The 25781-nt window shown below is 67.2% G+C and carries 22 protein-coding genes; 8 read left to right on the top strand and 14 right to left on the bottom strand.

From position 1 onward, the window contains the following. Positions 1-26: 26 nt before the first annotated feature. The 12 genes from acs to dksA all read right to left on the bottom strand — a co-directional run bounded on the left by acs (position 27) and on the right by dksA (position 15194). Complete coding sequence (gene acs / locus F3I62_RS06115; protein ID WP_160488781.1) at positions 27-1964, bottom strand: acetate--CoA ligase; 1938 nt, start codon at positions 1962-1964, stop codon at positions 27-29. A 164-nt stretch (positions 1965-2128) separates the two neighbouring features. Next, complete coding sequence (gene pgi, locus F3I62_RS06110; protein ID WP_160488780.1) at positions 2129-3793, bottom strand: glucose-6-phosphate isomerase; 1665 nt, start codon at positions 3791-3793, stop codon at positions 2129-2131. 97 nt (positions 3794-3890) lie between these two features. Then, positions 3891-4271 (bottom strand): aspartate 1-decarboxylase, encoded by a 381-nt coding sequence (gene panD / locus F3I62_RS06105; protein WP_160082471.1) that lies wholly within the window; start codon positions 4269-4271, stop codon positions 3891-3893. Between the two features lie 83 nt (positions 4272-4354). After that, positions 4355-5203, bottom strand: coding sequence for a pantoate--beta-alanine ligase (gene panC, locus F3I62_RS06100; RefSeq protein ID WP_160488779.1), 849 nt, complete (start codon positions 5201-5203; stop codon positions 4355-4357). After that, positions 5200-6000, bottom strand: coding sequence for a 3-methyl-2-oxobutanoate hydroxymethyltransferase (gene panB / locus F3I62_RS06095; RefSeq protein ID WP_160488778.1), 801 nt, complete (start codon positions 5998-6000; stop codon positions 5200-5202). Before panB ends, panC begins: the two co-directional genes overlap by 4 nt. A 105-nt stretch (positions 6001-6105) precedes the next feature. Further along, positions 6106-6615 (bottom strand): 2-amino-4-hydroxy-6-hydroxymethyldihydropteridine diphosphokinase, encoded by a 510-nt coding sequence (gene folK / locus F3I62_RS06090; protein ID WP_160488777.1) that lies wholly within the window; start codon positions 6613-6615, stop codon positions 6106-6108. Position 6616: 1 nt separating this feature from the next. Then, positions 6617-8017 carry a polynucleotide adenylyltransferase PcnB gene (locus F3I62_RS06085; RefSeq protein ID WP_160488776.1) on the bottom strand — a complete coding sequence of 467 codons (1401 nt, stop codon included), beginning with the start codon at positions 8015-8017 and terminating at the stop codon, positions 6617-6619. An 833-nt stretch (positions 8018-8850) separates the two neighbouring features. After that, positions 8851-10263, bottom strand: coding sequence for a sigma-54 dependent transcriptional regulator (locus F3I62_RS06080; RefSeq protein WP_160488775.1), 1413 nt, complete (start codon positions 10261-10263; stop codon positions 8851-8853). A gap of 90 nt (positions 10264-10353) precedes the next feature. Next, positions 10354-13308, bottom strand: coding sequence for a sensor histidine kinase (locus tag F3I62_RS06075; protein WP_160488774.1), 2955 nt, complete (start codon positions 13306-13308; stop codon positions 10354-10356). A 207-nt stretch (positions 13309-13515) separates the two neighbouring features. Next, complete coding sequence (locus F3I62_RS06070) at positions 13516-13692, bottom strand: hypothetical protein (protein WP_003095129.1); 177 nt, start codon at positions 13690-13692, stop codon at positions 13516-13518. 82 nt (positions 13693-13774) lie between these two features. Then, the gene (gene gluQRS / locus F3I62_RS06065; protein ID WP_160488773.1) at positions 13775-14659 is read right to left on the bottom strand and encodes a tRNA glutamyl-Q(34) synthetase GluQRS; all 885 of its coding nucleotides are present in this window, start codon (positions 14657-14659) and stop codon (positions 13775-13777) included. 91 nt (positions 14660-14750) lie between these two features. Further along, positions 14751-15194, bottom strand: coding sequence for an RNA polymerase-binding protein DksA (dksA, locus tag F3I62_RS06060; protein WP_160488772.1), 444 nt, complete (start codon positions 15192-15194; stop codon positions 14751-14753). A 194-nt stretch (positions 15195-15388) separates the two neighbouring features. On the opposite strand from dksA, the gene F3I62_RS06055 reads away from it, so the two are divergent. Both F3I62_RS06055 and sfsA read left to right on the top strand, forming a co-directional pair. Next, positions 15389-16570, top strand: a complete 1182-nt coding sequence (locus F3I62_RS06055; RefSeq protein ID WP_160488771.1) for a pyridoxal phosphate-dependent aminotransferase — start codon at positions 15389-15391, stop codon at positions 16568-16570. Continuing rightward, positions 16560-17267 (top strand): DNA/RNA nuclease SfsA, encoded by a 708-nt coding sequence (gene sfsA / locus F3I62_RS06050; RefSeq protein WP_160488770.1) that lies wholly within the window; start codon positions 16560-16562, stop codon positions 17265-17267. The genes F3I62_RS06055 and sfsA overlap by 11 nt, the downstream gene beginning before the upstream one ends. A 55-nt stretch (positions 17268-17322) precedes the next feature. On the opposite strand, the gene F3I62_RS06045 is transcribed toward sfsA, so the two are convergent. Further along, positions 17323-17640, bottom strand: a complete 318-nt coding sequence (locus tag F3I62_RS06045; protein ID WP_160488769.1) for a Rieske (2Fe-2S) protein — start codon at positions 17638-17640, stop codon at positions 17323-17325. Between the two features lie 186 nt (positions 17641-17826). Between F3I62_RS06045 and F3I62_RS06040 the strand changes: the two genes are divergently transcribed. The 3 genes from F3I62_RS06040 to F3I62_RS06030 are packed head-to-tail and all read left to right on the top strand — an operon-like array spanning position 17827 to position 20514. After that, the gene (locus F3I62_RS06040) at positions 17827-18810 is read left to right on the top strand and encodes an iron ABC transporter permease (protein ID WP_160489036.1); all 984 of its coding nucleotides are present in this window, start codon (positions 17827-17829) and stop codon (positions 18808-18810) included. Beyond that, a complete protein-coding gene (locus F3I62_RS06035) occupies positions 18810-19577 on the top strand; it encodes a heme ABC transporter ATP-binding protein (RefSeq protein ID WP_160488768.1) in 768 nt (255 codons plus the stop codon). Before F3I62_RS06040 ends, F3I62_RS06035 begins: the two co-directional genes overlap by 1 nt. A gap of 52 nt (positions 19578-19629) precedes the next feature. Continuing rightward, entirely contained in the window at positions 19630-20514 is an 885-nt protein-coding gene (locus tag F3I62_RS06030; RefSeq protein WP_160488767.1) for a ChaN family lipoprotein, read from the top strand. Between the two features lie 125 nt (positions 20515-20639). Here F3I62_RS06030 and algW read toward each other — a convergent pair whose 3' ends face one another. After that, positions 20640-21782, bottom strand: coding sequence for a Do family serine endopeptidase AlgW (algW, locus tag F3I62_RS06025; RefSeq protein ID WP_160488766.1), 1143 nt, complete (start codon positions 21780-21782; stop codon positions 20640-20642). A gap of 112 nt (positions 21783-21894) precedes the next feature. Here algW and F3I62_RS06020 point away from each other — a divergent pair, with 112 nt between their 5' ends. From F3I62_RS06020 to cysN, 3 genes are all read left to right on the top strand, one after another. Beyond that, positions 21895-22653, top strand: a complete 759-nt coding sequence (locus F3I62_RS06020) for a Nif3-like dinuclear metal center hexameric protein (protein ID WP_160488765.1) — start codon at positions 21895-21897, stop codon at positions 22651-22653. A gap of 131 nt (positions 22654-22784) precedes the next feature. Then, positions 22785-23702, top strand: coding sequence for a sulfate adenylyltransferase subunit CysD (gene cysD, locus F3I62_RS06015; RefSeq protein ID WP_160488764.1), 918 nt, complete (start codon positions 22785-22787; stop codon positions 23700-23702). A gap of 12 nt (positions 23703-23714) precedes the next feature. Continuing rightward, positions 23715-25613, top strand: coding sequence for a sulfate adenylyltransferase subunit CysN (gene cysN / locus F3I62_RS06010; protein WP_160488763.1), 1899 nt, complete (start codon positions 23715-23717; stop codon positions 25611-25613). Positions 25614-25781 lie beyond the last annotated feature (168 nt).

Below are 25781 nucleotides of genomic sequence, written 5' to 3'. Positions count from 1 at the left end.
GTCGTGCCGGCAGGGCTGGGTTTTCGTCAGCGGTTGAGGCGCTTGTCGATCAGCCCGTCGACCACGCTGGGGTCGGCCAGGGTCGAGGTGTCGCCCATGTTGTCCAGCTCGTTGCAGGCGATCTTGCGCAGGATGCGGCGCATGATCTTGCCCGAGCGGGTCTTCGGCAGGCCCGGCGCCCACTGGATCAGCTCCGGCTTGGCGAAGCTGCCGATTTCCTTGCCGACCAGCGCCAGCAGCTCGGCCTTGAGCGCGTCGTTGAGCTCCACGCCGAGTACCGGGGTGACGAAGGCATAGATGCCCTGGCCCTTGATGTCGTGCGGGTAACCGACCACGGCGGCCTCGGCCACCGCATCGTGCAGGACCAGGGCGCTCTCCACCTCGGCGGTGCCGATGCGGTGGCCGGAGACGTTGATCACGTCATCGACGCGGCCGGTGATCCAGTAGTAGCCGTCTTCGTCGCGGCGCGCGCCGTCGCCGGTGAAGTAGTAGCCGGGGTAGGGCTTGAAGTAGGTGTCGATCATCCGCTGGTGATCGCCATAGACGCTGCGAATCTGGCTCGGCCAGCTGGCCTTGATCGCCAGCACGCCAGAGCCTGCGCCCTCGATCTCATGGCCCTGGTCGTCGAGCAGCACCGGCTGCACGCCGAAGAACGGCCGGGTCGCCGAGCCGGGCTTGAGGTCGGTGGCGCCGGGCAGAGGGGTGATCAGGATGCTGCCGGTCTCGGTCTGCCACCAGGTATCGACGATCGGGCAGCGCATCTCGCCGACCACGTGGTAGTACCACTCCCAGGCTTCCGGGTTGATCGGCTCGCCGACCGAGCCGAGCAGACGCAGGCTGCTGCGCGAGGTCTTCTGCACCGGGCCTTCGCCTTCGCGCATCAGCGCGCGCAGGGCGGTGGGCGCCGTATAGAAGATGTTGACCTGGTGCTTGTCGATCACCTGCCAGAAGCGCGAGGCGTCCGGGTAGTTCGGCACGCCCTCGAACATCAGGGTGGTGGCGCCGTTGGCCAGCGGGCCGTAGACGATGTAGCTGTGCCCGGTGACCCAGCCGACATCGGCGGTGCACCAGTAGATGTCGCCCTCGTGGTAGTCGAACACGTACTTGTGGGTCATCGCCGCGCTGAGCAGGTAGCCGCCGGTGCTGTGCAGCACGCCCTTGGGTTTGCCGGTGGAGCCGGAGGTATAGAGGATGAACAGCGGGTCCTCTGCGTCCATCGGCTCGGCCGGGCAGTCGCCGGAGGCTTCGCGCAGGGCCTCGTGGTACCAGAGGTCGCGACCGGGGGTCCAGTCGATCACGCCCTGGGTGCGTTCGACCACCACCACGGTGCTGACCAGCGGGCAGCTCTGCAGGGCCTGGTCGACATTGCGCTTGAGCGCCACGTACTTGCCGCCGCGCACGCCCTCGTCGGCCGTGATCACGGTGCGACAGTCGGCATTGAGGATGCGGTCGCGCAGGGCATCCGGGGAGAAGCCACCGAACACCACCGAGTGCACCGCGCCGATGCGCGTGCAGGCGAGCATGGCGTAGGCCGCTTCGGGGATCATCGGCATGTAGATGCACACCCGGTCGCCCTTCTTCACCCCGCGCTGCTTGAGCACATTGGCCAGGCGGCAGACGTGGCTGTGCAGCTTGTTGTAGGTGATGTGCGCCGACTCGTTGGGGTTGTCGCCTTCCCAGATGATGGCGATCTGTTCGCCGCGGCTGGCCAGGTGGCGGTCGATGCAGTTGTGCGCCACGTTGAGCCGGCCGCCCTTGAACCATTCGGCCTGGCCCAGGCGCATATCGCAGTGCTGCACCCGGTCCCAGGGCTTGAACCAGTCGAGGAACTGCTTGGCCTGCTCGGCCCAGAAGGCGTCGGGTTGCTCGATGGACTGGCGATACAGGCGCAGGTAGGCGTCGTTGTCCAGGTGGGCGTGCTGGCGCACGGCATTCGTGACGGGATGGCGAGTGATCTCGAACATGGCGGGCTCCTTGTTATTGTTGATCCGCTGTGTCGATCAGGGTGGGCCAGGCGGTTGCCTGGTTCAAGTGGCGGGGTACCTGAGCGGCGCAAATTCTTCGAGTGCTCGGCGCTTTCCTGCCCCGGATAACGGAAAAGCCCGGCGCAGGGCCGGGCTTGTTGGGGTCAACCGCGGTGACGGCCGCGGAAGAAGTCGATCAGGCCCTGGGTCGAGGCATCCTCGGCGGCGGGCTGGTCCCAGCCGGTGAGGCGCTGGTAGACACCCTTGCCGAGGTCCTTGCCCAGCTCCACGCCCCACTGGTCAAAGGCGTTGATGCCCCAGATCACGCTCTGCACGAACACCTTGTGCTCGTACATGGCCACCAGGGCGCCCAGGCGCCGTGGGCTGACCCGTTCCAGGACCAGGGTGTTGCTCGGCCGGTTGCCGGGGATCACCTTGTGCGGCGCCAGGCGCTGCACTTCGCTTTCCGCCAGGCCCTGGGCGCGTAGCTCGGCTTCCGCCTCGTTACGACACTTGCCGAGCATCAGGGCCTGGCTCTGCGACAGGCAATTGGCGTACAGCCACTGGTGGTGGTCGGCGACCGGGTTGTAGCTGACCACCGGCACGATGAAGTCGGCCGGAATCAGCTGGGTGCCCTGGTGCAGTAGTTGGTGGTAGGCATGCTGGCCGTTGCAGCCGACGCCGCCCCAGATCACCGGCCCGGTATCGGTGCTCACCGGGCTGCCGTCTTGGCGCACGCTCTTGCCGTTGGACTCCATGTCCAGCTGCTGCAGGTGCTTGGTGATGTTGCGCAGGTAGTGGTCGTACGGCAGGATCGCGTGGCTCTGCGCGCCCCAGAAGTTGCCGTACCAGACGCCGAGCAGGGCCAGCAGCACCGGCATGTTCTTCTCGAACGGGGCGGTGCGAAAGTGCGTGTCCATGCTGTAGGCGCCGGACAGCAGCTCCTTGAAGTTGGACATGCCGACGGCCAGGGCGATCGGCAGGCCGATCGCCGACCACAGCGAGTAGCGCCCGCCGACCCAGTCCCACATCGGGAAGATGTTCTTCTCGCGGATGCCGAAGGCGACGGCCGCCTCCCGGTTGCTGGTGACCGCGATGAAGTGGCGGTACAGCTTCTCCTCGGTGCCGCCGCGGGCCAGGTACCAGCTGCGCGCGGCCTGGGCGTTCTTCAGGGTTTCCAGGGTGCCGAAGGACTTGCTGGAGACGATGAACAGGGTGGTTTCCGCGTTGAGCTTGGCCGTCAGTTCGTGGAACTCGCTGCCGTCGATATTGGCCAGGTAGTGGCAGCGCACGCCGTGCTGGGTGAACGGCAGCAGCGCCTCGGAGACCAGCTGCGGGCCGAGGAAGGAGCCGCCGATGCCGATGTTGACCACGTCGGTGATGCTCTTCTCGCTGTAGCCGCGCCACATGTTGCTGTGGATGCGCCCGACTATGTCGGTCATCTGGTGCAGCACGCGGTGCACCTCGGGCATCACGTTGCTCCCGTCGACCTTGACGCAGTCGCCGATCGGCCGGCGCAGGGCGGTGTGCAGGGCCGGACGGCCTTCCGAGGCATTCAGCTGCTCGCCGTTGAACAGCGCTTCGATGGCCGGCTGCAGGCCGGCGTCCCGGGCCAGCTGGACCAGCAGGTCGCGGGTCTGCGGGCTGATCAGGTTCTTCGAGTAGTCGAGGAACAGGCCGCTGGTGCTCATGGAGAAACGCTCGAAACGCTTGCTGTCGCTGGCGAAGGCCTCGCGCATGCTGAACGTTCGCATGTCCTCGCGGTGCTGGCGCAGGGCCTGCCAGGCGGGCAGGGTGGTGACATCGAGCGGGTGTTGGTAATACGCCATGGGCTGCAAGTTCCTTGTTATGCGGCAACCGGTATGCTGTCGGGCATTAAAAAGCCCGGAAGATTCCGGGCTTGGAGTGTAGCGGCACAGGCCTGGATCAGGCGACCTGCACGGGAATCGCGTTGCTGGTGTGGCTCAGCTCGCCATCGGCGCCCATGTACAGCACGCGCGGCTGGAAGTTGGCCAGCTCGGCCTCGCTGTAGTGGGCGTAGGCGCAGATGATCAGGCGGTGACCGACGCCGGCCTTGTGCGCGGCGGCGCCGTTGACCGAGATGATCTTCGAGCCTTCCTCGCCGCGGATGGCGTAGGTGGTGAAGCGTTCGCCGTTGTCCACGTTGTACAGCTGGATCTGTTCGTATTCGCGGATGCCGGAGAGGTCCAGCCATTCGCCGTCGATGGCGCAGGAACCTTCGTAGTCGAGCACCGCGTGGGTGACGATGGCACGGTGCAGTTTGGCCTTGAGCATGATGGCGTGCATGGCGGTTTCCTCGTCAGTACCTCGGGCGGCGGCAGAGTTTGCCCGAACCCCGAACAGTGTTCAAGGTCACAGGGCGGCTGGGCTCAGAGCTCGAACGCCAGGTTGTCGATCAGGCGGGTGCTGCCCAGATAGGCGGCGCCGAGAATGACCAGCCGGCTGTCCGTGGCGCTGGCCGGGCGCAGGCTGCCCGCTTCGCGGATTTCCAAGTAGTCGGGGCGGAAACCGGCTTGCTCCAGCGCGGCCTTGCCCTCGGCCTCGAGCTGGGCGAAGTCGCGGCGGCCGTCGCGGATGGCGGCGGCCAGCTGCTGCAGGGTGCGGTACAGGGCCGGGGCGCTGGCGCGCTGTGCCTCGTCGAGGTAGCCGTTGCGCGAGGACAGGGCCAGGCCGTCGGCCGCGCGCACGGTCGGCTCGCCCATGATCTGGATCGGCATGTTGAGGTCGTGCACCAGGGTGCGGACCACCGCCAGTTGCTGGAAGTCCTTCTCGCCGAACACGGCGAGGTCCGGCTGGACCATGTTGAACAGCTTGGTCACGACGGTGGCCACGCCGTCGAAGTGGCCGGGACGGCTGCCGCCGCACAGGCCCTCGGACACGCCGCTGACGCGCACCAGGGTCTGCCCGCTCATGCCGTGCGGATACATTTCCTCGACATCCGGGGCGAACAGCAGCTGACAGCCGGCGGCGACCAGTTTGTCCTGGTCGGCCGCCAGGGTGCGCGGGTAGCTCGCCAGGTCTTCCTTGGGGCCGAACTGCAACGGGTTGACGAAGATGCTGGCGACCACGAAGTCGGCCCGCTGGCCGGCCTTCTCCACCAGGGCGACATGGCCCTCGTGCAGGTTGCCCATGGTCGGCACGAAGGCGATGCGTTTGCCTTCGCCGCGCGCGCGCGCCACGGCGGCGCGCAGTTCGAGTACGGTCTTGACGGTGTTCATGCGGAGAATCCGTGTTCCTCGGCGGGGAAGCTGACGTCCTTCACCGCCTTGACGTAGGCGCCCAGGGCGGCCTGGATGGTCGGTTGGCCGGCCATGAAGTTCTTCACGAACTTCGGCGTGCGCCCGGTCAGCGACAGGCCGAGCATGTCGTGCAGCACCAGCACCTGACCGTCGGTGGCGCTGCCGGCGCCGATGCCGATCACCGGCACCTTGACCGACAGGCTGATCTCGGCGGCCAGCGCGCTGGGCACGCACTCCAGCAGGATCATCGCCACCCCGGCCTGCTCCAGGGCCATGGCGTCGGCACGCAGCTGGCGCGCGGCGGCATCGCCACGGCCCTGCACCTTGTAGCCGCCGAACACGTTGACCGCCTGCGGGGTCAGGCCCAGGTGGGCGCACACCGGCACGCCGCGCTCGGCCAGCTGGCGTACCGGCTCGGTCAGCCAGGCCGCGCCTTCCAGCTTGACCATGTGGGCGCCGGCCTGCATCAGCGTGGCGCAGCTGGCGAAGGTCTGCTCCAGGGTGGCGTAGGCCATGAAGGGCAGGTCGCTGAGGATCAGCGCGCCCTGGTTGCCGCGCTTCACCGCGGCGGTGTGGTAGGCCATGTCGGCCAGCGAGACCGGCAATGTGCTGTCATGGCCCTGCAGGACCATGCCCAGGGAATCGCCGACCAGCAGCACTTCCACGCCGGCCTGGCAGGCAGCCTGGGCGAACGTGGCATCGTAGGCGGTCAGCATGGCGATCTTCTCGCCTTTCTGCTTGAGCCCCAGCAGGGTGCTTACGGTTATCTCTGGCATGAAAACATCCTCATCAGCGCGCGGTTCTTGCACCGCCGCGGGGCAACGGGACGCCTATAGTCCCGATGGGGGTGCACGAAGTCAATCGCAGGTGTTACCGACGTGTTACTGCGTTACCTGCGCCAAGGCCGGCTCGGCCAGGCGTTCCAGGCCGACGTAGGGGCAGGCGGCCAGCAGGCTGTGCAGGGTGCGGCCGTCGGGCAGTAGCAGGTCGGCGGCGATTTCCGCCAGCGGGTAGAGCACGAAGGCGCGGGCATGCATGTGGTAGTGCGGCACGCTCAGGCGTGGCTCGTCGAGGGTGCGCTGGCCGAACAGCAGGATGTCCAGGTCCAGGGTGCGCGGGCCCCAGCGTTGCTCCTTGCGCACGCGGCCCTGCTCCAGTTCGATGGCTTGCAGGGCATCGAGCAGTTGCAGGGGCGTGAGGGCGGTGTCCAGAGCGGCCACGGCATTCACGTAGCGCGGCTGATCGGGCGGGCCCAGCGGGTCGCTGGCGTAGAGCGAGGACACCGCCGTCAGTCGGCTGTCGGGCAGGGCGGCCAGCGCGGCGAGGGACGCGCGTAGTTGCTGGCGGGGCTCGGCCAGATTGCTGCCGAGGCCGATGTAGACGCGTTCCATCTTATTCGCTGGCGGGGCTGTCGGTGCGCGGCCCGCGGCGCTTGTTACGGCCACCGCGGCGGCGCTTGCGGGCCGGGCCGTCGCCTTCTTCCTGGCGGGCGCTGAGGTCACGGATCATGCTGCGGCGCTCGCTGTCGGTGGCGTCCTGGTAGTCGGTCCACCAGTCGCCCAGGCCGCCGGTTTCTTCGCCGGCGTCTTCGCGCAGCAGCAGGAAATCGTAGCCGGCGCGGAAGCGCGGGTTTTCCAGAAGCAGGTCGGCACGCTTGCCGCTGCGCCGTGGCAGGCGCTCCTGCATGTCCCAGATCTCGCGGATCGGCAGGGTGAAGCGCTTGGGTACGGCGATGCGCTGGCACTGCTCGGCGATCAGGTCGTGGGCCGCTTCCTGCATCGCCGGGATCGGCGGCATGCCGCGTTCCTGCAGGTGCAGCACGCGGGCGGGCAGGGCCGGCCAGAGCAGGGCGGCGAACAGGAACGCGGGGGTCACCGGCTTGCCCAGGGCGATGCGCTCGTCGGTATTGGCCAGGGCCTGGCGGATCAGCGTGCCGGTGTAGTCCGGGTTGCGCTTGAGGGCGGCGGCGCTGGCCGGGAACAGCGGGGCGAACAGGTCGTACTCGACCAGCAGCTCGAAGGTGCGCTCGGCATAGCCGGCGAGGAACAGCTTGAGCACCTCGTCGAACAGGCGGGCCGAGGGGATGTCGCGCAGCTTCGAGGCCAGCTGGCGGATCGGCGCGGCACTGTGCTTCTCAATGTCGAAGTCCAGTTTGGCGGCGAAACGCACGGCGCGCAGCATGCGCACCGGGTCTTCCAGGTAGCGCTGCTCGGGGTCGCCGATCAGGCGGATCAGGCGGTTGCGGATGTCGTGCACGCCGTGGGCGTAGTCGAGGATGCGCTCGCCGGTGACATCGAAATACAGCGCGTTGATGGTGAAGTCGCGGCGCTGGGCGTCGTCTTCCAGGCTGCCGTAGACGTTGTCACGCAGGATGCGTCCGCTCTCGTTGCGCGAGGACAGGTGGCTGTCTTCTTCGTCGTCGCCCAGCGGGTGATTGGCGCGGAAGGTGGCGACCTCGATGATCTCGCGGCCGAAGTGGACGTGGGCCAGCTTGAAGCGGCGGCCGATCACCCGGGCGTTGCGGAACTCGGCGCGCACCTGCTCCGGGGTGGCGCTGGTGGCCACGTCGTAGTCCTTGGGCTGCATGCCGAGCAGCATGTCGCGCACGCAACCGCCGACCAGGTAGGCCTGGTAGCCGGCGTGCTGCAGGCGCTCGACCACATTGACCGCATTGCGGCTGAACTGTCCCCGCTGCAGCGAGTGCTGGCGGTTGCCGAGGATCTCGGGGGTGCTGCGGGGATGGGCGTTGCGCTTGAGGGGCAAACGGAAAGACTTGAACAGCTTTTTCAGCATGGGGAGCACTGTGTGTTTGAGAAAACGGCCGTTTCAGGGCGTCGTAGAGTCGCTGGGTAAGATGATGCGACGTGGCACGACGGGCTGAAAAATGCATTAGACCGCACGGATGGCGCGGATTCTAGCATTGGGGCGGGGGATGGTGAATTAAATGGCAGGCTGGGGATGCGGAAGCTACTGGGGGAGCCGAGGCTCCCCCCCAAGTAGGTGCGTGCTTTGTTTTTGTTATTATTGCGGGCCTGTTGTTTTTGTTGGTTGGCCCGTTTTTGGTAGCCCAATCTGGGTACCAGGAGCAAACGGATTACTTTGAATGCTGATGTTGCCATGATCAATCCGTGATCCAACCAGTTCAGGCACTGTCTTGAGACAGTCTTATTGTTCTCGGCCTGGCTGTGGGGCGAACCCCAAGGGCAAATCCTCTCCAAAATGATCAGTTAGCTGCGCCTCCGCCTTGTTGTTTTTATTGTGCTGGAGTCGTTTCGTCTTATTTTTATTGTGGTGTTTCTGGTTTGTTATTGTTGTTGTGCCAGAGATAAAGCAGAAGCCGTGCCAGTTTTTTAAAACCCTTGTATTTCAATGGCTTGCTGTTTTTCGTGGTGTGCGAGGAGCCCGAAAAAGCTGCGTTCTCGTTACCGTTGAACCCGGCGCCTGTTACGTCTGGGGCGTTGCGGTAACAGCTCGGGGGAACCTTTGTGCAGTCGGCCGGTCGCCCGGGTAACGTCGGTGCGCACCAGCTAGCCCGGTACGTGGGAGGCTCGGCGCTGTGCCCTTGGCGCAAAGCATGAGGGCGCCTTGCGGCGCCCTCATGGGTACTCGTCGGATCCAGCCCGGACTCAGGAGTCGGTGGCCGCCCCGGACTTGCGCCGCGGGATGCCCAGGCGCTGGCGGCGTTCCCACAGGCACTTGCGGCTGATACCGAGTTTGCGCGCCAGTTCGGTCTCGGTCATGTGGTCCTGGTGCTCGAGGACGAAGTGCTGGAAGTAGTCTTCCAGGGACAAGTCCTCGGTCGGCTCATGGTTGTTGCCGGAACTGGTCGGGAGGCTGGCGCTGTCGAAGTCGTCGTCCAGGTCATCCAGCTCGATATCAATGCCCAGCAGCTCGGCGGAGATCTCCGAGCCCTCGCAGAGGATCACCGCCCGCTCGATGGCGTTTTCCAGTTCGCGCACGTTGCCCGGCCAGGGGTAGTGGCGGATCGCCTGTTCGGCGTCGTGGGCGAAGCGCAGGTCGTCGCGGCCCATGCGCGTGCACTGGCGCACGAGGAAGGCCTTGGCGATCTCGTTGACGTCGGCGCCGCGCTCGCGCAGCGGCGGCAGCTTGAGGGCGATGACGTGCAGGCGGTAATAGAGGTCTTCGCGGAACTGGCCGATCTTGGCCAGGGTCTTCAGGTCGCGGTGGGTGGCGGCGATCAGGCGCACGTCGACCTTCTGCGACTGCACCGAGCCGACCCGGCGGATCTCGCCTTCCTGCAGCACGCGCAGCAGGCGGGCCTGGGCTTCCAGGGGCAGCTCGCCGATTTCGTCGAGGAACAGGGTGCCGCCGTCGGCGGCCTCGACCAGGCCTGCGCGTCCGGCGCTGGCGCCGGTGAAGGCACCTTTCTCGTGGCCGAACAGTTCCGACTCGATCAGGGTTTCCGGGATTGCCGCGCAGTTGACCGAAATCAGCGGCGCCTTGGCGCGCCTGGACAGGTTGTGCAGGGCGCGGGCGACCAGCTCCTTGCCGGTGCCGGACTCGCCCTGGATCAGCACGTTGGAGTCGGTCGGGGCGACCTTGCGGATCTTGCCGTAGAGATCCTGCATGACGGCGCAGGAGCCAATGATGCCGATCTCGCCTTCGCTGCTCGCCGGCGCCTTGCCGGCACTCTTGCTGGCGCCTTCCGGTGCCTTGCTGCGGGCGTTCTGGTGGTCGCTGAGGATGCGCGCCACGGCCTGCAGCATCTCGTCGTGGTCGAAGGGCTTGGCGATGTAGTCGACCGCGCCCATCTTCATCGAGTCCACGGCCGAGCGCAGGCTGGCATAGCTGGTCATGATCAGCACCGGGGTGCCTTCGGCCAGCTTGATCAGTTCGGTGCCGGGCGCGCCGGGCAGGCGCAGGTCGCTGACGATCAGGTCGAAACCGGGAATGCCGTAGCGCTCCTGGGCCTCCTGTACCGAACCGGCTTCGCTGACCTGGTACTGGTTGCGTTCCAGCAGGCGACGCAGTGCCGAGCGGATGATGGTTTCGTCTTCGACGATGAGGATATGCGGCATTGAGTCTCTCTCGACGGTCTCGAATCTGTTCAAGGGCGCTGCGCTTGTGGCGCTACTCGCGAGCCCTTGAGCAGGCTCATAGTTCACTGCTTAGGTCGCTACGGACGTCGCTTCGGTATAGCGCGGCAGCGTCACGCGGAAACGGGTTCCGAGTTGGCGTTCGGGGTCGGCCGGGCTGTCGATGGTGATTTGCCCATAATGCTCTTCCACGATGGAATAGACCAGTGCGAGCCCCAAACCGGTGCCCTTGCCCGGGTCCTTGGTGGTGAAGAAGGGTTCGTACAGGCGGTCCATGATAGCCGGCGGAATGCCGCTGCCTTCGTCCTCGACGATCAGTTCGACGCTCTGCTCCGTGGCCTCGCTGCGGACGCGGATGGCGCCGCCGACCGGCGAGGCGTCGCGGGCATTGGACAGCAGGTTGATCAGCACCTGGGCCAGGCGCTGTGGGTCGCCCTTGGCCAGGTGTTCGGGGTCGCACAGGTTGAAGAAGTGCACCGCGGTGCTGTTGCGGTTGAGCGACAGCAGGCCGATGGCATCCTGCGCCACCTCGGCCAGGCTCACCGGGTATTCGGCGCGCATCTGCTGGCCGGCATGGGCGAAGTTCATCAGAGACTGGACGATGCGCGAGATGCGCTTGGTCTGGTCGAGGATCTGGCTGCTGATCTCGTTGAGCTCCTCGTCGTCCTCGCGCTCCTCGCGCAGGTTCTGCGCCAGGCAGGCGATGCCGGTGACCGGGTTGCCGATCTCGTGGGCCACTCCGGCGGCCAGGCGGCCGATGCTGGCCAGGCGCTCGGAGTGCACCAGCTGGTCCTCCAGCACGCGGGTCTCGGTGACGTCCTCGACCAGCAGCACCAGGCCGCTGTTGCCCGGCGCCAGCGGCTCGTCGATGGCCGCCTTGTGCAGGTTGAGCCAGCGCTCCTCGCCATCCAGGCGCAGCTGCTGCTTGTGCAGGTGTTCGTCGTCCTGGTGGATGAAGCCGATCAGCAGGCCGCGCCAGGGTTGGTCGAGGGCGCTGAGGCGCGAGCCGACCACGCGCTCGGCCGGGATCTCGGTGAGGTCCTCCATGGCGCGGTTCCACATGAGGATTTCCTGGTCCTTGGCCAGCGAGCAGACGCCCATCGGCAGCTCCTGCAGGGTCTGCCGGTGGAAGCGGCGCAGGGCGTCCAGTTCGGCGGCCAGGCCGGTGAGGCGCGACTGGTAGTCCTCCAGGCGGCTCTCGATGAAGTGGATGTCCTCGCTGACATAGCTCTCGCTGCCGCTCTTGTAGGGCAGGAAGGTCTCGACTATGTCCTGGGCCACGCTGGGGCCCATCAGGCCGGAGAGGTTGGCCTCGATGCGGTCGCGCAGGCGGCGCAGGGCGTAGGGGCGGCGCTCGTCGAAGGGCAGGTGCAGGTCGCGCAGGGCCTGTTCGACTTCCTTCTGCGCGGTCTTGGCGCCCAGCGGCTTGGCCAGCTGGGTGGCAAATTCCTGCGGCGAGTTGGCCAGCAGCTCGCGCCGTTGCGGGCGGCGCACGTTGTCCACGGTGCAGGCCTCGGCGGCGCTCTTTTCTTCCGGGCTGGCCTCGGTGAACAGCGAGATCAGGGTGAACACCAGCACGTTGGCCGCCAGCGAGCCGATTGCCGCCAGGTGCCAGCTGTTGTTGTCGAGGGTGTAGACCACGTCGAGCAGCGGCAGGTGCAGGCCCTGCAGGTTGCTCACCAGCGGCAGCAGCATGCTCACCGCCCAGACCAGGATGCCGGTCAGCAGGCCGGCGATGAAGCCGCGGCGGTTGGCGGTCGGCCAGTACAGCACCGACAGGGTGGCGGGGAGGAACTGCAGGGTGGCGACGAAGGCGACGATGCCCAGGTTGGCCAGGTCCTGCTCGGCGCCGAGCAGCAGGTAGAAGCCGTAGGCGGCCATGATGATGGCGATGATCAGCGCGCGCCGCGTCCACTTCAGCCAGCGGTAGATATTGCCCTCGGCCGGCGGCTGATACAGCGGCAGCACCAGGTGGTTGAGGGCCATGCCGGACAGCGCCAGGGTGGTGACGATGATCAGCCCGCTGGAGGCCGACAGCCCGCCGACGTAGGCGACCAGCGCCAGCGCCGGGCTGTTCACCGCGATGCCCAGGCCGAGGGTGAAGTATTCCGGGTTGGTGGTGGCGCCCAGCTTGAGGCCGGCCCAGAGGATCAGCGGCACCGACAGGCTCATCAGCAGGAGGAACAGCGGCAGGCCCCAGCTGGCGCTGACGATGGCGCGCGGGTTGAGGTTCTCGGTGAAAGTCATGTGGTACATGTGCGGCATGACGATGGCCGAGGCGAAGAACACCAGCAGCAGGGTGCGCCACGGGCCTTCCTGCAGCGGCGTGTGCAGGGCGGTGAGCGAGGCCTGGTTCTGCAGCAGCCACAGTTCCAGCTCGCCGGGGCCGCCGAACACCCCGTACAGCGCGTACAGGCCGATGCCGCCGAGGGCCAGCAGCTTGACCACCGACTCGAAGGCGATGGCGAACACCAGGCCCTCGTGCTTCTCGCGGGTGGCGATGTGGCGGGCGCCGAAGAGGATGGTGAACAGCGTGATCAGGGCGCAGAAGCCGAAGGCGAAGCGGTTCTGCAGCGGCTCGCGGGTGAGGATGCCGATCGAGTCGGCCACCGCCTGGATCTGCAACGCCAGCAGCGGCAGCACGCCGATCAGCATGAACAGGGTGGTCAGCGCGCCGGCCCAGCTGCTGCGGAAGCGGAAGGCGAACAGGTCGGCCAGCGAGGACAGCTGGTAGGTACGGGTGATGCGCAGGATCGGGTAGAGCAGCACCGGGGCGAGCAGGAAGGCGCCGGTGATGCCCAGGTAGCTGGCGAGGAAGCCGAAGCCGTACTGGTAGGCCAGGCCGACCGTGCCGTAGAAGGCCCAGGCGCTGGCGTATACGCCCAGCGACAGGGTGTAGGTCAGCGGATGGCGGATGATCCAGCGGGGGATCAGGCCCTTCTCGCTGACCCAGGCCACGCCGAACAGCAGCAGCAGGTAGGTGGCGCTGATCAGGATCAGCTGACTCAGCTCAAAGCTTGTCAGCATCTGGTTGGCTCAGCGAGTGAAGATAAAGGGCGGTCACCGGGATTGCTCCGATACGGCTCAGTGTTCATCGGCATCACGCGGACTCTGCGAGTGAAGATAAAAGGCGGTCACCGGGGTTGCGCCCCAATGCGGCTCAGAGTTCATCGGCATCACGCTGGCTCTGCGAGTGAATATAAAGGGCAGTCACCGTGATCTCTCCGATACGGCTCAGAGTTCATCGGCATCACGCTGACTCTGCAGGATAAAGGTCACCACGATCAGGATCAGCCACAGCAGGTAGGGCCGGTACCAGGCGCCATTGGGGTCGATCCACCAGTCCATGATGGCCGGGGAAAACAGGTAGATCCCCACTACCAGGAGCAGGACCAGTCGGTAGATGTACATGCCGATTCTCGTGGCGTCAGTGCGCCGATGGTAACGGATTAGGCCGACAGGCGGCAGTCGCCTGCCGCACCGGGTGCTGCGTTCAGCGTAGCCGGGCTTCGGCCAGGGTCCGCCGGCGCGGGATGCGCGCGGCGTCCCAGTGGCTCGTGCCCCAGGCCAGCAGCTCTGCGGCGCTGGCGCCGGCCAGTTCCTCCGGCGCCGGCTGGCCGAGGGCGCGCAGTGCACGCAGCAGTAGCGTCGGGGCCTGGTCGGCGGGCAGCGGCGGTGAGCGGTAGCTCTTGCCCAGCTTGTGGCCGTCCGGCTGGATGATCAGCGGCACGTGCAGGTAGCGCGGCTGGCGCAGGCCGAGCAGTTCCTGCAGGTACAGCTGGCGCGGGGTGGAGTCGAGCAGATCGGCGCCGCGCACCACGTCGGTGATGCCCTGCCAGGCATCGTCCAGCACCACCGCCAGCTGATAGGCGTACAGGCCGTCGCGGCGGCGGATGACGAAGTCGCCGACTTCGCGCCCCAGGTGCTGGCGGAACTCGCCCTGCACGCGGTCGGTGAAGCGGTATTCCAGCTCCGGCACGCGCAGGCGAATGGCGGCGTCGTGGGCCGGGTGGCCGGCATTGCGGCAGAAGCCCGGGTAGATGCCGCCGTGGCCCTCCAGCTGCTTGCGCGAGCAGGTGCAGGCGTAGGCCAGGCCCTGGTTGAACAGTTGCTCGAGAACCGCGGCATAGGCCGGCAGGCGTTCGCTCTGGCGCAGCAGCGGGCCGTCCCACTGGAAGCCGTAGCTTTCCAGGGTGCGCAGGATGGCATCCTGGGCGCCGGGCACTTCGCGCGGCGGGTCGAGGTCTTCCATGCGCAGCAGCCACTGGCCGCCGACATGGCGGGCGTCCAGATAGGAGGCGAGGGCGGCGACCAGCGAACCGAAGTGCAGGTAGCCGCTGGGCGTGGGGGCGAAGCGCCCGATATAGGAGGTGTTCATGGGCGGCATGATGGCTGTGCGGGCATCGTCAGGCCAGCCCGCTGATCAGGGGGCAGAAATGCAACGGGGCGCCTGAGCGCCCCGTCCGGAATCAGGAACCGATCTGCTTTTCCTTGATTTCCGCCAGCGTCTTGCAGTCGATGCACAGGGTCGCGGTCGGGCGGGCTTCGAGGCGGCGGATGCCGATTTCGACGCCGCAGGAGTCGCACCAGCCGTACTCGTTGTCTTCGATCAGCTGCAGGGTTTCGTCGATCTTCTTGATCAGCTTGCGCTCGCGATCACGGGCACGCAGCTCCAGGCTGAACTCTTCTTCCTGGCTGGCGCGGTCGGCCGGATCCGGGAAGTTGGCCGCCTCGTCCTGCATGTGGTGCACGGTACGATCCACTTCCTGCATCAGCTCCAGCTTCCACTTGTTGAGGATGCTGGTGAAGTGAGCTCGCATTGGCTCGCCCATGTACTCCTCGCCCTTTTTCTCTTTATAGGGCTCGAAACCGCGGGCCAGCTGGCTACTACTTGGTTTTGCTTTGATGGGCATGGATGGCCGCCTCTCACTCTCTCTGATCCACTAGCGCAGGATCTGTTCCTTTACCGGCAGGGCCGGGCCTGCGGCTGCAAGCGGGCGAACTTACCAGATCAATTCGGGCGATGCTACTCCCGGTTGTCCATGTTGCTACAGCCTGGTCGAGCAGTTAGTTAGAATCCACCCTTTGCCCAGATAAAGGAAGGCCAATGGCCCAGCCCTTCAGTGCGCGCAGTCGCGCCATCGAACCGTTCCACGTCATGGCCCTGCTGGCCCGCGCCAACGAGTTGCAGGCCGCCGGCCATGATGTGATCCACCTGGAAATCGGCGAGCCGGACTTCACCACCGCCGAACCGATCATCCGTGCCGGTCAGGCGGCCCTGGCCGCGGGGCATACCCGCTACACCGCGGCGCGCGGTATTCCGGCGCTGCGCGAGGCGATCGCCGGCTTCTACGCCAGCCGCTACGGCCTGAGCATCGACCCCGGGCGCATCCTGATCACCCCCGGCGGCTCCGGCGCCCTGCTGCTGGCCACCAGCCTGCTGGTCGACCCGGGCAAGCACTGGCTGCTGGCCGACCCCGGCTACCCGTGCAATCGCCACTTCCTGCGCCTGGTCGAAGGCGCCGCGCAGCTGGTGCCGGTCGGTCCGGACAGCCGCTACCAGCTGACCCCGCAGCTGGTCGAGCGCTACTGGGACCACGACAGCGTCGGCGCCCTGGTCGCCTCGCCGGCCAACCCGACCGGCACCCTGCTGCACCGGGACGAGCTGGCCGCGCTGTCGACTTCGCTCAAGGCGCGCGGCGGCCACCTGGTGGTCGACGAGATCTACCACGGCCTGACCTATGGCTGCGAGGCGGCCAGCGTGCTGCAGGTGGATGACGACGCCTTCGTCCTCAACAGTTTCTCCAAGTACTTCGGCATGACCGGCTGGCGCCTGGGCTGGCTGGTGGCGCCGAGCAATGCGGTGAGCGAACTGGAGAAGCTGGCACAGAACCTCTACATCAGCGCCCCGAGTATGGCCCAGTACGCCGCGCTGGCCTGCTTCGAGCCGGCCACCCTGGCCATCCTCGAAGAGCGCCGCCACGCGTTCCAGCGCCGCCGCGACTACCTGCTGCCGGCCCTGCGCGAGCTGGGCTTCAGGATCGCCGTGGAGCCGGAGGGCGCCTTCTATCTATATGCCGACATCTCCGCGTTCGGCGGCGAGGCCTTTGCCTTCTGCCGGCATTTCCTCGAGACCGAGCACGTCGCCTTCACCCCGGGGCTGGACTTCGGCCGGCACCTGGCCGGACACCATGTGCGCTTCGCCTACACGCAGAACATCGAACGCCTGCAGCAGGCGGTCGAGCGCATCGCCCGCGGCCTGCAGACCTGGCGGCCCGATGCGGTTTGAGCCGCCTCTGGAGGAGGGGCGCCTGCTGCGCCGCTACAAGCGCTTTCTCGCTGATATCGAGACCGCCGGCGGCGAGCAGTTGACCATCCACTGCCCCAACACCGGCTCCATGCTCAACTGCATGAGCGAGGGCTGCCGGGTCTGGTTCAGTCGCTCCAGCGACCCCAGGCGCAAGCTGCCGGGCACCTGGGAGCTGGGCGAGACGCCGCAGGGCCGGCTGGCCTGCATCAATACCGCACGGGCCAATGGCCTGGTCGAGGAGGCGCTGCGGGCCGGGGTGATCAGCGAGCTGAGCGGCTTCACCGCGCTCAGGCGCGAGGTGCGTTTCGGCGCGGAAAACAGTCGGGCGGATTTTCGCCTGGATTACCCCGCAGGACCGGCCTGGGTCGAAGTGAAGAGCGTCACCCTGGGCTTTCCGGATACGGCCGTCGCGGCCTTTCCCGATGCCCGCACCGAGCGCGGCGCCAAGCACCTGCGCGAACTGGCGGGCCTGGCGCGCCAGGGCGTGCGCGCGGTGCAGCTGTATTGCGTGAACCTGAGCGGGATCGAGGCGGTGCGCGTGGCCGCGGAAATCGACCCGGCCTATGCCGCAGGCCTGCGCGAGGCCAGGGCGGCGGGTGTCGAGGTGCTGGCCTATGGCGCCGAGATCACGCCGCAGGCCATGCGCCTGGTGCGCCGGCTGGATGTGCTTTTGTAGGGGGCGCCGTGCGCACCGAGGGCCGCTCGCAAGTGCCTGGTGCGCACTGCGCACCCTACGGCTCGATCCAGATACCGTCGCGGTCTTCGCGGCACGCCACCGCCTGCAGCGATTGGCCCGCGCAGGGCCCGGTCAGGCATTCGCCACTTTCTATAAGGAACAGTGCGCCGTGGTGGGCGCACTGCAGCAGGCTGCCGCTGGCGTCGAGAAAGTCGTCCGCGCGCCATTCCAGGCTCAGGCCGCGGTGCGGGCAGCGATTGCGGTAGACATAGGGGCGGCCGTCGCGGCGTACCGCCACCAGCTGCTGGTCCTGCACGACAAAGCCCCGGCTCTGGCCTTCGGCCAGCTCATGCGGGGCGCATAGAAGCTTCATGGGGATCTCCACGCCAAGGCCGCGATTATCCCGCATGGGCGTGGCGATGGGCTAGGACGCTGGGGATATGCGCTGGCGGTGCGGGCGGCAGCCTTTTATCCTTGCGCGCACCCTGGCTGCCGATACCCGCCCATGACCGCCATTGTTCGACCCCGCCCGCTGCTGATCGCCCTGGGCCTGTTGTTGCTGCTGGCGCTGTGGCTGTCCCTGGCCCTGGGGCCGGTCAGCCTGCCGCTGGCCGATACCCTGCTGGCCGGCCTGCGCCTGCTCGGCCTGCCGCTGGAGGGCAAGGGCTTGCAGCAGGCCGAGCTGATCCTCGGCCAGATCCGCCTGCCGCGCAGCCTGCTCGGCCTGGCCGTGGGCGCCGTGCTGGCGCTGTGCGGGGTGGCCATGCAGGGGCTGTTCCGCAACCCGCTGGCCGATCCCGGCCTGGTCGGGGTGTCCGGCGGTGCGGCGCTGGGCGCGGCCATCGCCATCGTCGGTGGCAGCTACCTGGGCGGCCTGCCGCCGGCGCTGGAGCCTTATCTGCTGTCGCTCTGCGCCTTCGCCGGCGGCCTGGCGGTGACCGCGCTGGTCTACCGCTTCGGTCGCCGCGACGGGCAGACCCACGTCGCCACCCTGCTCCTGGCCGGGGTGGCGCTGACCGCCATGGCCGGCGCCGGCGTCGGCCTGTTCACCTACCTGGCCGACGACGCCACCCTACGCAGCCTGACCTTCTGGAACCTCGGCAGCCTCAACGGTGCCAGCTACTCGCGGCTGTGGCCGCTGCTGCTGGTGACTGTCGGCGTGGCCATCTGGCTGCCGCGGCGAGCGGCGGCGCTGAATGCGCTGCTGCTGGGCGAATCGGAGGCGCGCCATCTGGGCTTCGATGTCGAGCGGGTCAAGCTGGAACTGGTACTGTGCACGGCGCTGGGCGTCGGCGCGGCGGTGGCGGCGGCCGGGCTGATCGGCTTCATCGGCCTGGTGGTGCCGCACCTGATGCGCCTGCTGGTCGGCCCCGATCACCGCGTGCTGCTGCCGGCCTCGCTGCTGGCCGGCGCCAGCCTGCTGCTGCTCGCCGACCTGGTCGCGCGCCTGCTTCTGGCCCCGGCGGAACTGCCGATCGGCATCGTCACCGCGCTGCTCGGCGCGCCGTTCTTTCTCTATCTATTGCTGCGGGGGCGCACCTGATGTTGCGGGCCAAGAACCTGGCGGTGCAGCGCGGCCCTTGCACCGTGCTGGCGGATGTCGACCTGGAACTGCACCCCGGCGAAGTGCTCGGCGTACTCGGGCCCAACGGCGCGGGCAAGAGCACCCTGCTCGGCGCCTTGTGCGGCGAGCTGAAAGCGGCCCGTGGCGAGGTCAGCCTGGCCGGCCGGCCTCTGGCCGAGTGGTCCGGGCCGGCGCGGGCGCGGCGCCTGGCGGTGCTGCCGCAGAGCTCGACGCTGAGCTTCGCCTTCGCGGTGGAGCAGGTGGTCGGCCTCGGCCGTCTGCCCCATGCCAGCGGGCGGCAGCGCGACGACGAGATCGTCGGCGAAGCCCTGCGCGCCGCCGATGCCGCGCACCTGGTCGGGCGCAGCTACCTGGCGCTGTCCGGCGGCGAACGCCAGCGCGTGCACCTGGCGCGGGTGCTGGCACAGCTGTGGCCGGGCGCGGCGGGGCAGACCCTGCTGCTCGACGAGCCGACCTCGATGCTCGACCCGCTGCACCAGCACACCACCCTGCAGGCCGTGCGCGAGTTCGCCGGGCGCGGCGCGGCGGTGCTGGTGATCCTGCATGACCTCAACCTGGCGGCGCGCTATTGCGACCGTATCCTCCTGCTGCAGCGCGGCCGGCCCCACGGCCTGGGCACGCCGGATGCGGTGCTCGACGCGGCGGGGCTGGAGGCGGTGTTCGGCTTGCAGGTGCTGATCCAGCGCCATCCCGAACGGGGCCACCCGCTGATCGTGGCGCGCTGATGGGTTTATCCAGCGGCCTGGGCTGCTGGTGCGGATAGCCAAGGAAACGTCCATGCGTATGCTGTCGCTCTGTGCTCTTTTCCTGCTGGCGGCCTGCCAGTCCCGCGGCGTGCTGCCGCCACCAACGCCGATTGCCACCGAGGGGCGCGACCATCCCCAGCTGGGGCAGATTATCGATCTGGCCAGCGGTGAGCGGCTGGCAGCGGAGCAGCTGGTCGAGCGCCTGGCCAAGGCGCCGCGGGTGCTGGTCGGCGAGCAGCACGACAACCCCGATCACCACGCCCTGCAGCTCTGGTTGTCGCGCGAGCTGGCCGCGCGACGCGCCCAGGGTAGCGTGCTGATGGAGATGATCAATCCGGATCAGCAGGCCAGGGTCGAGCAGGCCCAAGGGCTTGCCCGTGCCGGTGAAGGCCTCGGTGACCCCTTTGTCGCGCTGGCCTGGCAGCCGAGCTGGGCCTGGTCGCTGTACGGGCCGCTGGTGCAGTACGAGTTGCGCCAGCCCTATCCGCTGCTGGCGGCCAACCTCGATCGCGGCGAGATCCTGCAGATCTATCGCCAGCGCCCGGCGCTGAGCGGGCCGGCCTCCAGCGCGCCGGCGGTGCGGGAGCGGCTGCAGGCCGATATCCGCGAGTCGCACTGCGGCCTGCTGCCGGACAGCCAGCTGCCGGCCATGCTCGCCGTGCAGCAGCAGCGCGATCGGCGCATGGCCGAGCGCTTGCTGGCCGCGCCACAGCCGGCCCTGCTGCTGGCCGGGGCCTTCCACGTGCGCAAGGACCTCGGCGTGCCGCTGCACCTGGCCGACCTGGGCGCGGCGCAGGGTAATGCCGTGCTGATCCTCGCCGAGGTGGGCGCCACGGTCGAGCCGGGCAGCGCCGACTACGTCTGGTACACCGCTGCCCAGCCGGCGCAGGATCACTGCGCGCAGTTGCGCCGCTGATGGGGGCGGAGAGTCCGCCTGCGTTGCAGCGCAGGAGCTTTGGCCTGGATCGCGGGTAAACCCGCGCCTATCAAAAGGCCTGGTCGGCGCCGAGGAAAAAGCCCGGCGGGTGCCGGGCTTGCTTGTTACTGGGTGCTCTGCGGTGGGCGCATGCCCACCTCGGCGCTCAGCGCGAGGGTCTCGCCCCCACGCAGCACCTCGATGGCGATGCTCTCGCCGGGCTTGGTGCGTGCCACCTGGTTCATCGAGCGGCGACCGTCGACCGCGGCTTCGCCGTCGATGGTCAGGATCAGGTCGCCCGGCTGCAGGCCGGCTTTCTGCGCCGGGCCGTCGCGGTAGATGCCGGCGACCAGGATGCCCGAATGCCCGCCCAGGCCGAAGGACTCGGCCAGCTCCGGGGTCAGCGGTTGCACCTCGATGCCCAGCCAGCCGCGGATCACCTGGCCGTGCTCGACGATGGCCTTCATCACCTCGGTGGCCAGCTTGACCGGGATGGCGAAGCCGATGCCCTGGGAGCCGCCGGACTTGGAGAAGATCGCCGTGTTGATGCCGATCAGGTTGCCGTGGGCATCGACCAGCGCGCCGCCCGAGTTGCCGGGGTTGATCGCCGCGTCGGTCTGGATGAAGTCCTCGTAGGTATTCAGGCCCAGCTGGTTGCGCCCGGTGGCGCTGATGATGCCCATGGTCACGGTCTGGCCGACGCCGAAGGGGTTGCCGATGGCCAGGGTGACATCGCCGATGTTGATCTGGTCGGAGCGGCCGAGGGTGATCGCCGGCAGGTCCTTGAGGTCGATCTTGAGTACCGCCAGGTCGGTTTCCGGGTCGCTGCCGATCACCCGGGCCAGGGTCTCGCGGCCGTCCTTGAGGGCCACCACTATCTGGTCGGCGCCGTTGACCACGTGGTTATTGGTCAGCAGGTAGCCTTCCGGACTCATGATCACCGCCGAGCCCAGGCTCGACTCCATGCGCCGCTGCTTGGGCAGGTTGTCGCCGAAGAAACGGCGGAACACCGGGTCGTCGAACATCGGCGCCGCCGAGCGGCTGACCACCTTGGTGGTGTACAGGTTGACCACCGCCGGCGCGGCCAGGCCGACCGCCTCGGCGTAGGACACCGGGCCTTCCTGGACCATGCCGTAGCGCGGCGCCTGCTGCAGGTTGACGTCCTGGCTGGGCAGGCCGACCCATTGCGGGTAACGCTGGATGATCAGCATCGCCAGCAGCAGGCCTGCCAGCAGGGGCCAGCCGTAGAAACGCAGGGCCTTGAGCATCGGGGGAGAGTCCTGGGGGTTGCGAGGGCACGGAGCGGCCCTTAAGGTGGCGGCATTATAGAGGGGCTCTGCGCCAGAAAGCAGTGCCTGCAACGGCTTGAGAGGAATCCGTATGGCCATCGCGCTGCGTACCCTGGTCGAGGAAGCCGACCGTTTCCTGAATGCCGCACGGATCGGCGACTACTGTCCCAACGGCCTGCAGGTCGAGGGTCGGCCCCAGGTGCGGCGCATCGTCAGTGGCGTCACCGCCAGCCAGGCGCTGCTGGATGCCGCGGTGGAGGCCGAGGCCGACGTGCTGCTGGTGCACCACGGCTACTTCTGGAAGGGCGAGGATGCCTGCATCACCGGGATCAAGCGCCGCCGCCTGCAGACCCTGCTGAGCCATGACATCAGCCTGCTGGCCTACCACCTGCCGCTGGACCTGCACCCGGAAGTCGGCAACAACGTGCAGCTGGCGCGTCAGCTCGACATCACCGTGGAAGGCCCGCTCGATGCCGACAACCCCAAGGTGGTCGGCCTGCTCGGTTCGCTGGCCGAACCCGTGAGCGCACGCGACTTCGCCCGGCGGGTGCAGGAAGTGCTCGGCCGCGAGCCGCTGCTGGTGGAAGGTGCGGGGATGATTCGGCGGATCGGCTGGTGCACCGGCGGTGGCCAGGGCTATATCGATAATGCCATCGCCGCCGGCGTCGATCTGTTTCTCAGCGGCGAGGCCTCCGAGCAGACCTTCCACAGCGCCCGCGAGAACGGCATCAGTTTCATCGCCGCTGGCCACCACGCCACCGAGCGTTACGGCGTGCAGGCCCTCGGCGAGTATCTGGCGCGGCGCTTCGCCGTCGAGCACCTGTTTATCGATTGCCCGAACCCCATATAAACCGCTGATTTTCCGGGCATAAAACTAGATCTTTTCGATCTAAGTAGTCGCCTGAATAGAAGCGGGCGCTGTGCTAGAGTGCGCCCTCGTCCACGGCCCGCCGGCCGTTCACTCCAGATCTGTGACTAGCCATGCTCGATAAACTGACGCACCTGAAACAGCTCGAGGCGGAAAGCATCCACATCATTCGTGAAGTGGCCGCCGAATTCGACAACCCGGTGATGCTGTACTCCATCGGTAAAGATTCCGCCGTGATGCTGCATTTGGCGCGCAAGGCGTTCTTCCCTGGCAAGCTGCCGTTCCCGGTCATGCACGTGGACACTCGCTGGAAGTTCCAGGAGATGTACAGTTTCCGCGAGAAGATGGTCAAAGAGTACGGCCTGGACCTGATCACCCACATCAACCCCGATGGTGTGGCGCAGGACATGAACCCCTTCACCTACGGCAGTGCCAAGCACACCGACGTGATGAAGACCGAGGGCCTCAAGCAGGCGCTGGACAAGTACGGCTTCGACGCCGCCTTCGGTGGCGCGCGCCGTGACGAAGAGAAGTCCCGCGCCAAGGAGCGCGTGTACTCCTTCCGCGACAGCAAGCACCGCTGGGACCCGAAGAACCAGCGCCCCGAGCTGTGGAACCTGTACAACGGCAAGGTCAAGAAGGGCGAGTCGATCCGCGTGTTCCCGCTGTCCAACTGGACCGAGCTGGACATCTGGCAGTACATCTATCTGGAGCAGATCCCGATCGTGCCGCTGTACTTCGCCGCCGAGCGCGAAGTGATCGAGAAGAACGGCACGCTGATCATGATCGACGACGAGCGCATCCTCGAGCACCTGTCGGACGAAGAGAAAGCCCGTATCACCAAGAAGATGGTGCGTTTCCGCACCCTCGGCTGCTACCCGCTGACCGGCGCGGTGGAGTCCACGGCGACCACGCTGACCGACATCATCCAGGAAATGCTCCTGACCCGAACTTCCGAACGCCAGGGCCGCGTGATCGACCACGATCAGGCCGGGTCGATGGAAGAAAAGAAACGTCAGGGCTACTTCTAAGGATTCTGCACCATGAGCCATCAATCCGATCTGATCAGCCAGGACATCGTTGCGTACCTGGCCCAGCACGAACGCAAAGAGCTGCTGCGCTTCCTCACCTGCGGCAACGTCGACGACGGCAAGAGCACCCTGATCGGGCGCCTGCTGCACGACACCAAGATGATCTACGAAGACCATCTGGAAGCCATCACCAAGGATTCCAAGAAAGTCGGCACCACCGGCGATGAAGTGGACCTGGCGCTGCTGGTCGACGGCCTGCAGGCCGAGCGCGAGCAAGGCATCACCATTGACGTGGCGTACCGCTACTTCAGCACTGCCAAACGCAAGTTCATCATCGCCGACACCCCCGGCCATGAGCAGTACACCCGCAACATGGCGACCGGCGCCTCCACCTGCGACCTGGCGATCATCCTGATCGACGCGCGTTACGGGGTGCAGACCCAGACCAAGCGCCACAGCTTCATCGCCAGCCTGCTGGGCATCAAGCACATCGTCGTGGCCATCAACAAGATGGACCTCAAGGGCTTCGATCAGGGCGTATTCGAGCAGATCAAGGCCGACTACCTGAAGTTCGCCGAAGGCATCGCGCTCAAGCCGAGCTCGCTGCACTTCGTGCCGATGTCGGCGCTGAAGGGCGACAACGTGGTGAACAAGAGCGAGCAGTCGCCCTGGTACACCGGCCAGTCGCTGATGGAAATCCTCGAAACCGTGGAGGTGGCCGGTGACCGCAACTTCGACGACCTGCGCTTCCCGGTGCAGTACGTCAACCGTCCCAACCTGAACTTCCGCGGTTTCGCCGGCACCCTGGCCAGCGGCATCGTGCGCAAGGGCGACGAAGTGGTCGCGCTGCCGTCGGGCAAGGGCAGCAAGGTCAAGTCCATCGTCACCTACGAAGGCGAGCTGGAGCATGCCGGCCCGGGCCAGGCGATCACCCTGACCCTGGAAGACGAGATCGACGTGTCCCGCGGCGACATGCTGGTGCATGCCGACAACCGTCCGCAGATCAGCGACAGCTTCGACGCCATGCTGGTGTGGATGGCCGAGGAGCCGATGCTGCCGGGCAAGAAGTACGACATCAAGCGCGCCACCAGCTACGTGCCGGGCTCGATCGCCAGCATCGCCCACCGGGTCGATGTGAATACCCTGGAAGAAGGCCCGGCGAGCAGCCTGCAGCTCAACGAGATCGGCAAGGTCAAGGTCGCCCTGGATGCACCGATCGCCCTCGACGGCTATGCGCAGAACCGCACCACCGGTGCCTTCATCGTCATCGACCGGCTGACCAACGGCACCGTCGGTGCCGGCATGATCATCGCCGCACCGCAGGCCCACCCGGCCGGCGGTCACCACGGCAAGCTGGCCCATGTATCCACCGAAGAGCGTGCCACCCGCTTCGGCCAGCAGCCGGCCACCGTGCTGTTCAGCGGCCTGTCCGGCGCCGGCAAGAGCACCCTGGCCTATGCCGTGGAGCGCAAGCTGTTCGACATGGGCCGCGCCGTGTACGTGCTGGATGGGCAGAACCTGCGTCACGACCTGAACAAGGGCTTGGCGCAGGATCGCGCCGGGCGCACCGAGAACTGGCGGCGTGCCGCCCACGTCGCGCGGCAGTTCAACGAGGCCGGCCTGCTGACCCTGGCCGCCTTCGTCGCCCCGGATGCCGAAGGCCGCGAGCAGGCCAAGGCGCTGATCGGCAACGAGCGCCTGCTCACCGTCTACGTGCAGGCCTCGCCGGCCGCGTGCCGCGAGCGTGATCCGCAGGGCCTGTATGCCGCCGCTGGCGACAACATCCCGGGCGAGTCCTTCCCCTACGACGTACCGCTGGATGCCGATCTGGTGATCGACACCCAGAGTCTGTCGGTGGAGGAGGGCGTCAAGCAGGTGCTCGATCTGCTGCGTAGCCGCGCCGCGATCTAAGCCTATGGTGGTCATAAAAGCCCCGCTCATGCGGGGCTTTTTTGTGTGCGGTTGGTGGCGGCACTATCCGTAGGGCGTGTCAGGCTTCGCGGCTGAAGCCGCTCCTGCAAGAGCCCTGGGCCCTGGCGACAGCGGGCTGAGTGCCCGTACTTGGCTCGTGTCGCGTCC

The sequence above is a fragment of the Pseudomonas sp. R-28-1W-6 genome (assembly GCF_009799925.1).
Taxonomy (GTDB): Bacteria; Pseudomonadota; Gammaproteobacteria; order Pseudomonadales; family Pseudomonadaceae; genus Aquipseudomonas.
The sequence above is the reverse complement of the archived record's forward strand: the minus strand, read 5'-3'. Positions and strand labels throughout refer to the sequence as shown.

Bases quoted from the DNA above. Each gene is read 5' to 3' on its own strand.
- folK (WP_160488777.1), bottom strand. From the start codon at position 6,615: ATGGAACGCGTCTACATCGGCCTCGGCAGCAATCTGGCCGAGCCCCGC.
- cysN (WP_160488763.1), top strand. From the start codon at position 23,715: ATGAGCCATCAATCCGATCTGATCAGCCAGGACATCGTTGCGTACCTG.
- F3I62_RS06085 (WP_160488776.1), bottom strand. From the start codon at position 8,017: ATGCTGAAAAAGCTGTTCAAGTCTTTCCGTTTGCCCCTCAAGCGCAAC.
- F3I62_RS06080 (WP_160488775.1), bottom strand. From the start codon at position 10,263: ATGCCGCATATCCTCATCGTCGAAGACGAAACCATCATCCGCTCGGCA.
- panB (WP_160488778.1), bottom strand. From the start codon at position 6,000: ATGCCAGAGATAACCGTAAGCACCCTGCTGGGGCTCAAGCAGAAAGGC.
- panD (WP_160082471.1), bottom strand. From the start codon at position 4,271: ATGCACGCCATCATGCTCAAGGCCAAACTGCACCGTGCCATCGTCACC.
- F3I62_RS06045 (WP_160488769.1), bottom strand. From the start codon at position 17,640: ATGAAGCTTCTATGCGCCCCGCATGAGCTGGCCGAAGGCCAGAGCCGG.
- F3I62_RS06035 (WP_160488768.1), top strand. From the start codon at position 18,810: ATGTTGCGGGCCAAGAACCTGGCGGTGCAGCGCGGCCCTTGCACCGTG.
- F3I62_RS06070 (WP_003095129.1), bottom strand. From the start codon at position 13,692: ATGTACATCTACCGACTGGTCCTGCTCCTGGTAGTGGGGATCTACCTG.
- sfsA (WP_160488770.1), top strand. From the start codon at position 16,560: ATGCGGTTTGAGCCGCCTCTGGAGGAGGGGCGCCTGCTGCGCCGCTAC.
- dksA (WP_160488772.1), bottom strand. From the start codon at position 15,194: ATGCCCATCAAAGCAAAACCAAGTAGTAGCCAGCTGGCCCGCGGTTTC.
- F3I62_RS06055 (WP_160488771.1), top strand. From the start codon at position 15,389: ATGGCCCAGCCCTTCAGTGCGCGCAGTCGCGCCATCGAACCGTTCCAC.
- acs (WP_160488781.1), bottom strand. From the start codon at position 1,964: ATGTTCGAGATCACTCGCCATCCCGTCACGAATGCCGTGCGCCAGCAC.
- F3I62_RS06020 (WP_160488765.1), top strand. From the start codon at position 21,895: ATGGCCATCGCGCTGCGTACCCTGGTCGAGGAAGCCGACCGTTTCCTG.
- gluQRS (WP_160488773.1), bottom strand. From the start codon at position 14,659: ATGAACACCTCCTATATCGGGCGCTTCGCCCCCACGCCCAGCGGCTAC.
- cysD (WP_160488764.1), top strand. From the start codon at position 22,785: ATGCTCGATAAACTGACGCACCTGAAACAGCTCGAGGCGGAAAGCATC.
- algW (WP_160488766.1), bottom strand. From the start codon at position 21,782: ATGCTCAAGGCCCTGCGTTTCTACGGCTGGCCCCTGCTGGCAGGCCTG.
- pgi (WP_160488780.1), bottom strand. From the start codon at position 3,793: ATGGCGTATTACCAACACCCGCTCGATGTCACCACCCTGCCCGCCTGG.
- F3I62_RS06030 (WP_160488767.1), top strand. From the start codon at position 19,630: ATGCGTATGCTGTCGCTCTGTGCTCTTTTCCTGCTGGCGGCCTGCCAG.
- panC (WP_160488779.1), bottom strand. From the start codon at position 5,203: ATGAACACCGTCAAGACCGTACTCGAACTGCGCGCCGCCGTGGCGCGC.
- F3I62_RS06075 (WP_160488774.1), bottom strand. From the start codon at position 13,308: ATGCTGACAAGCTTTGAGCTGAGTCAGCTGATCCTGATCAGCGCCACC.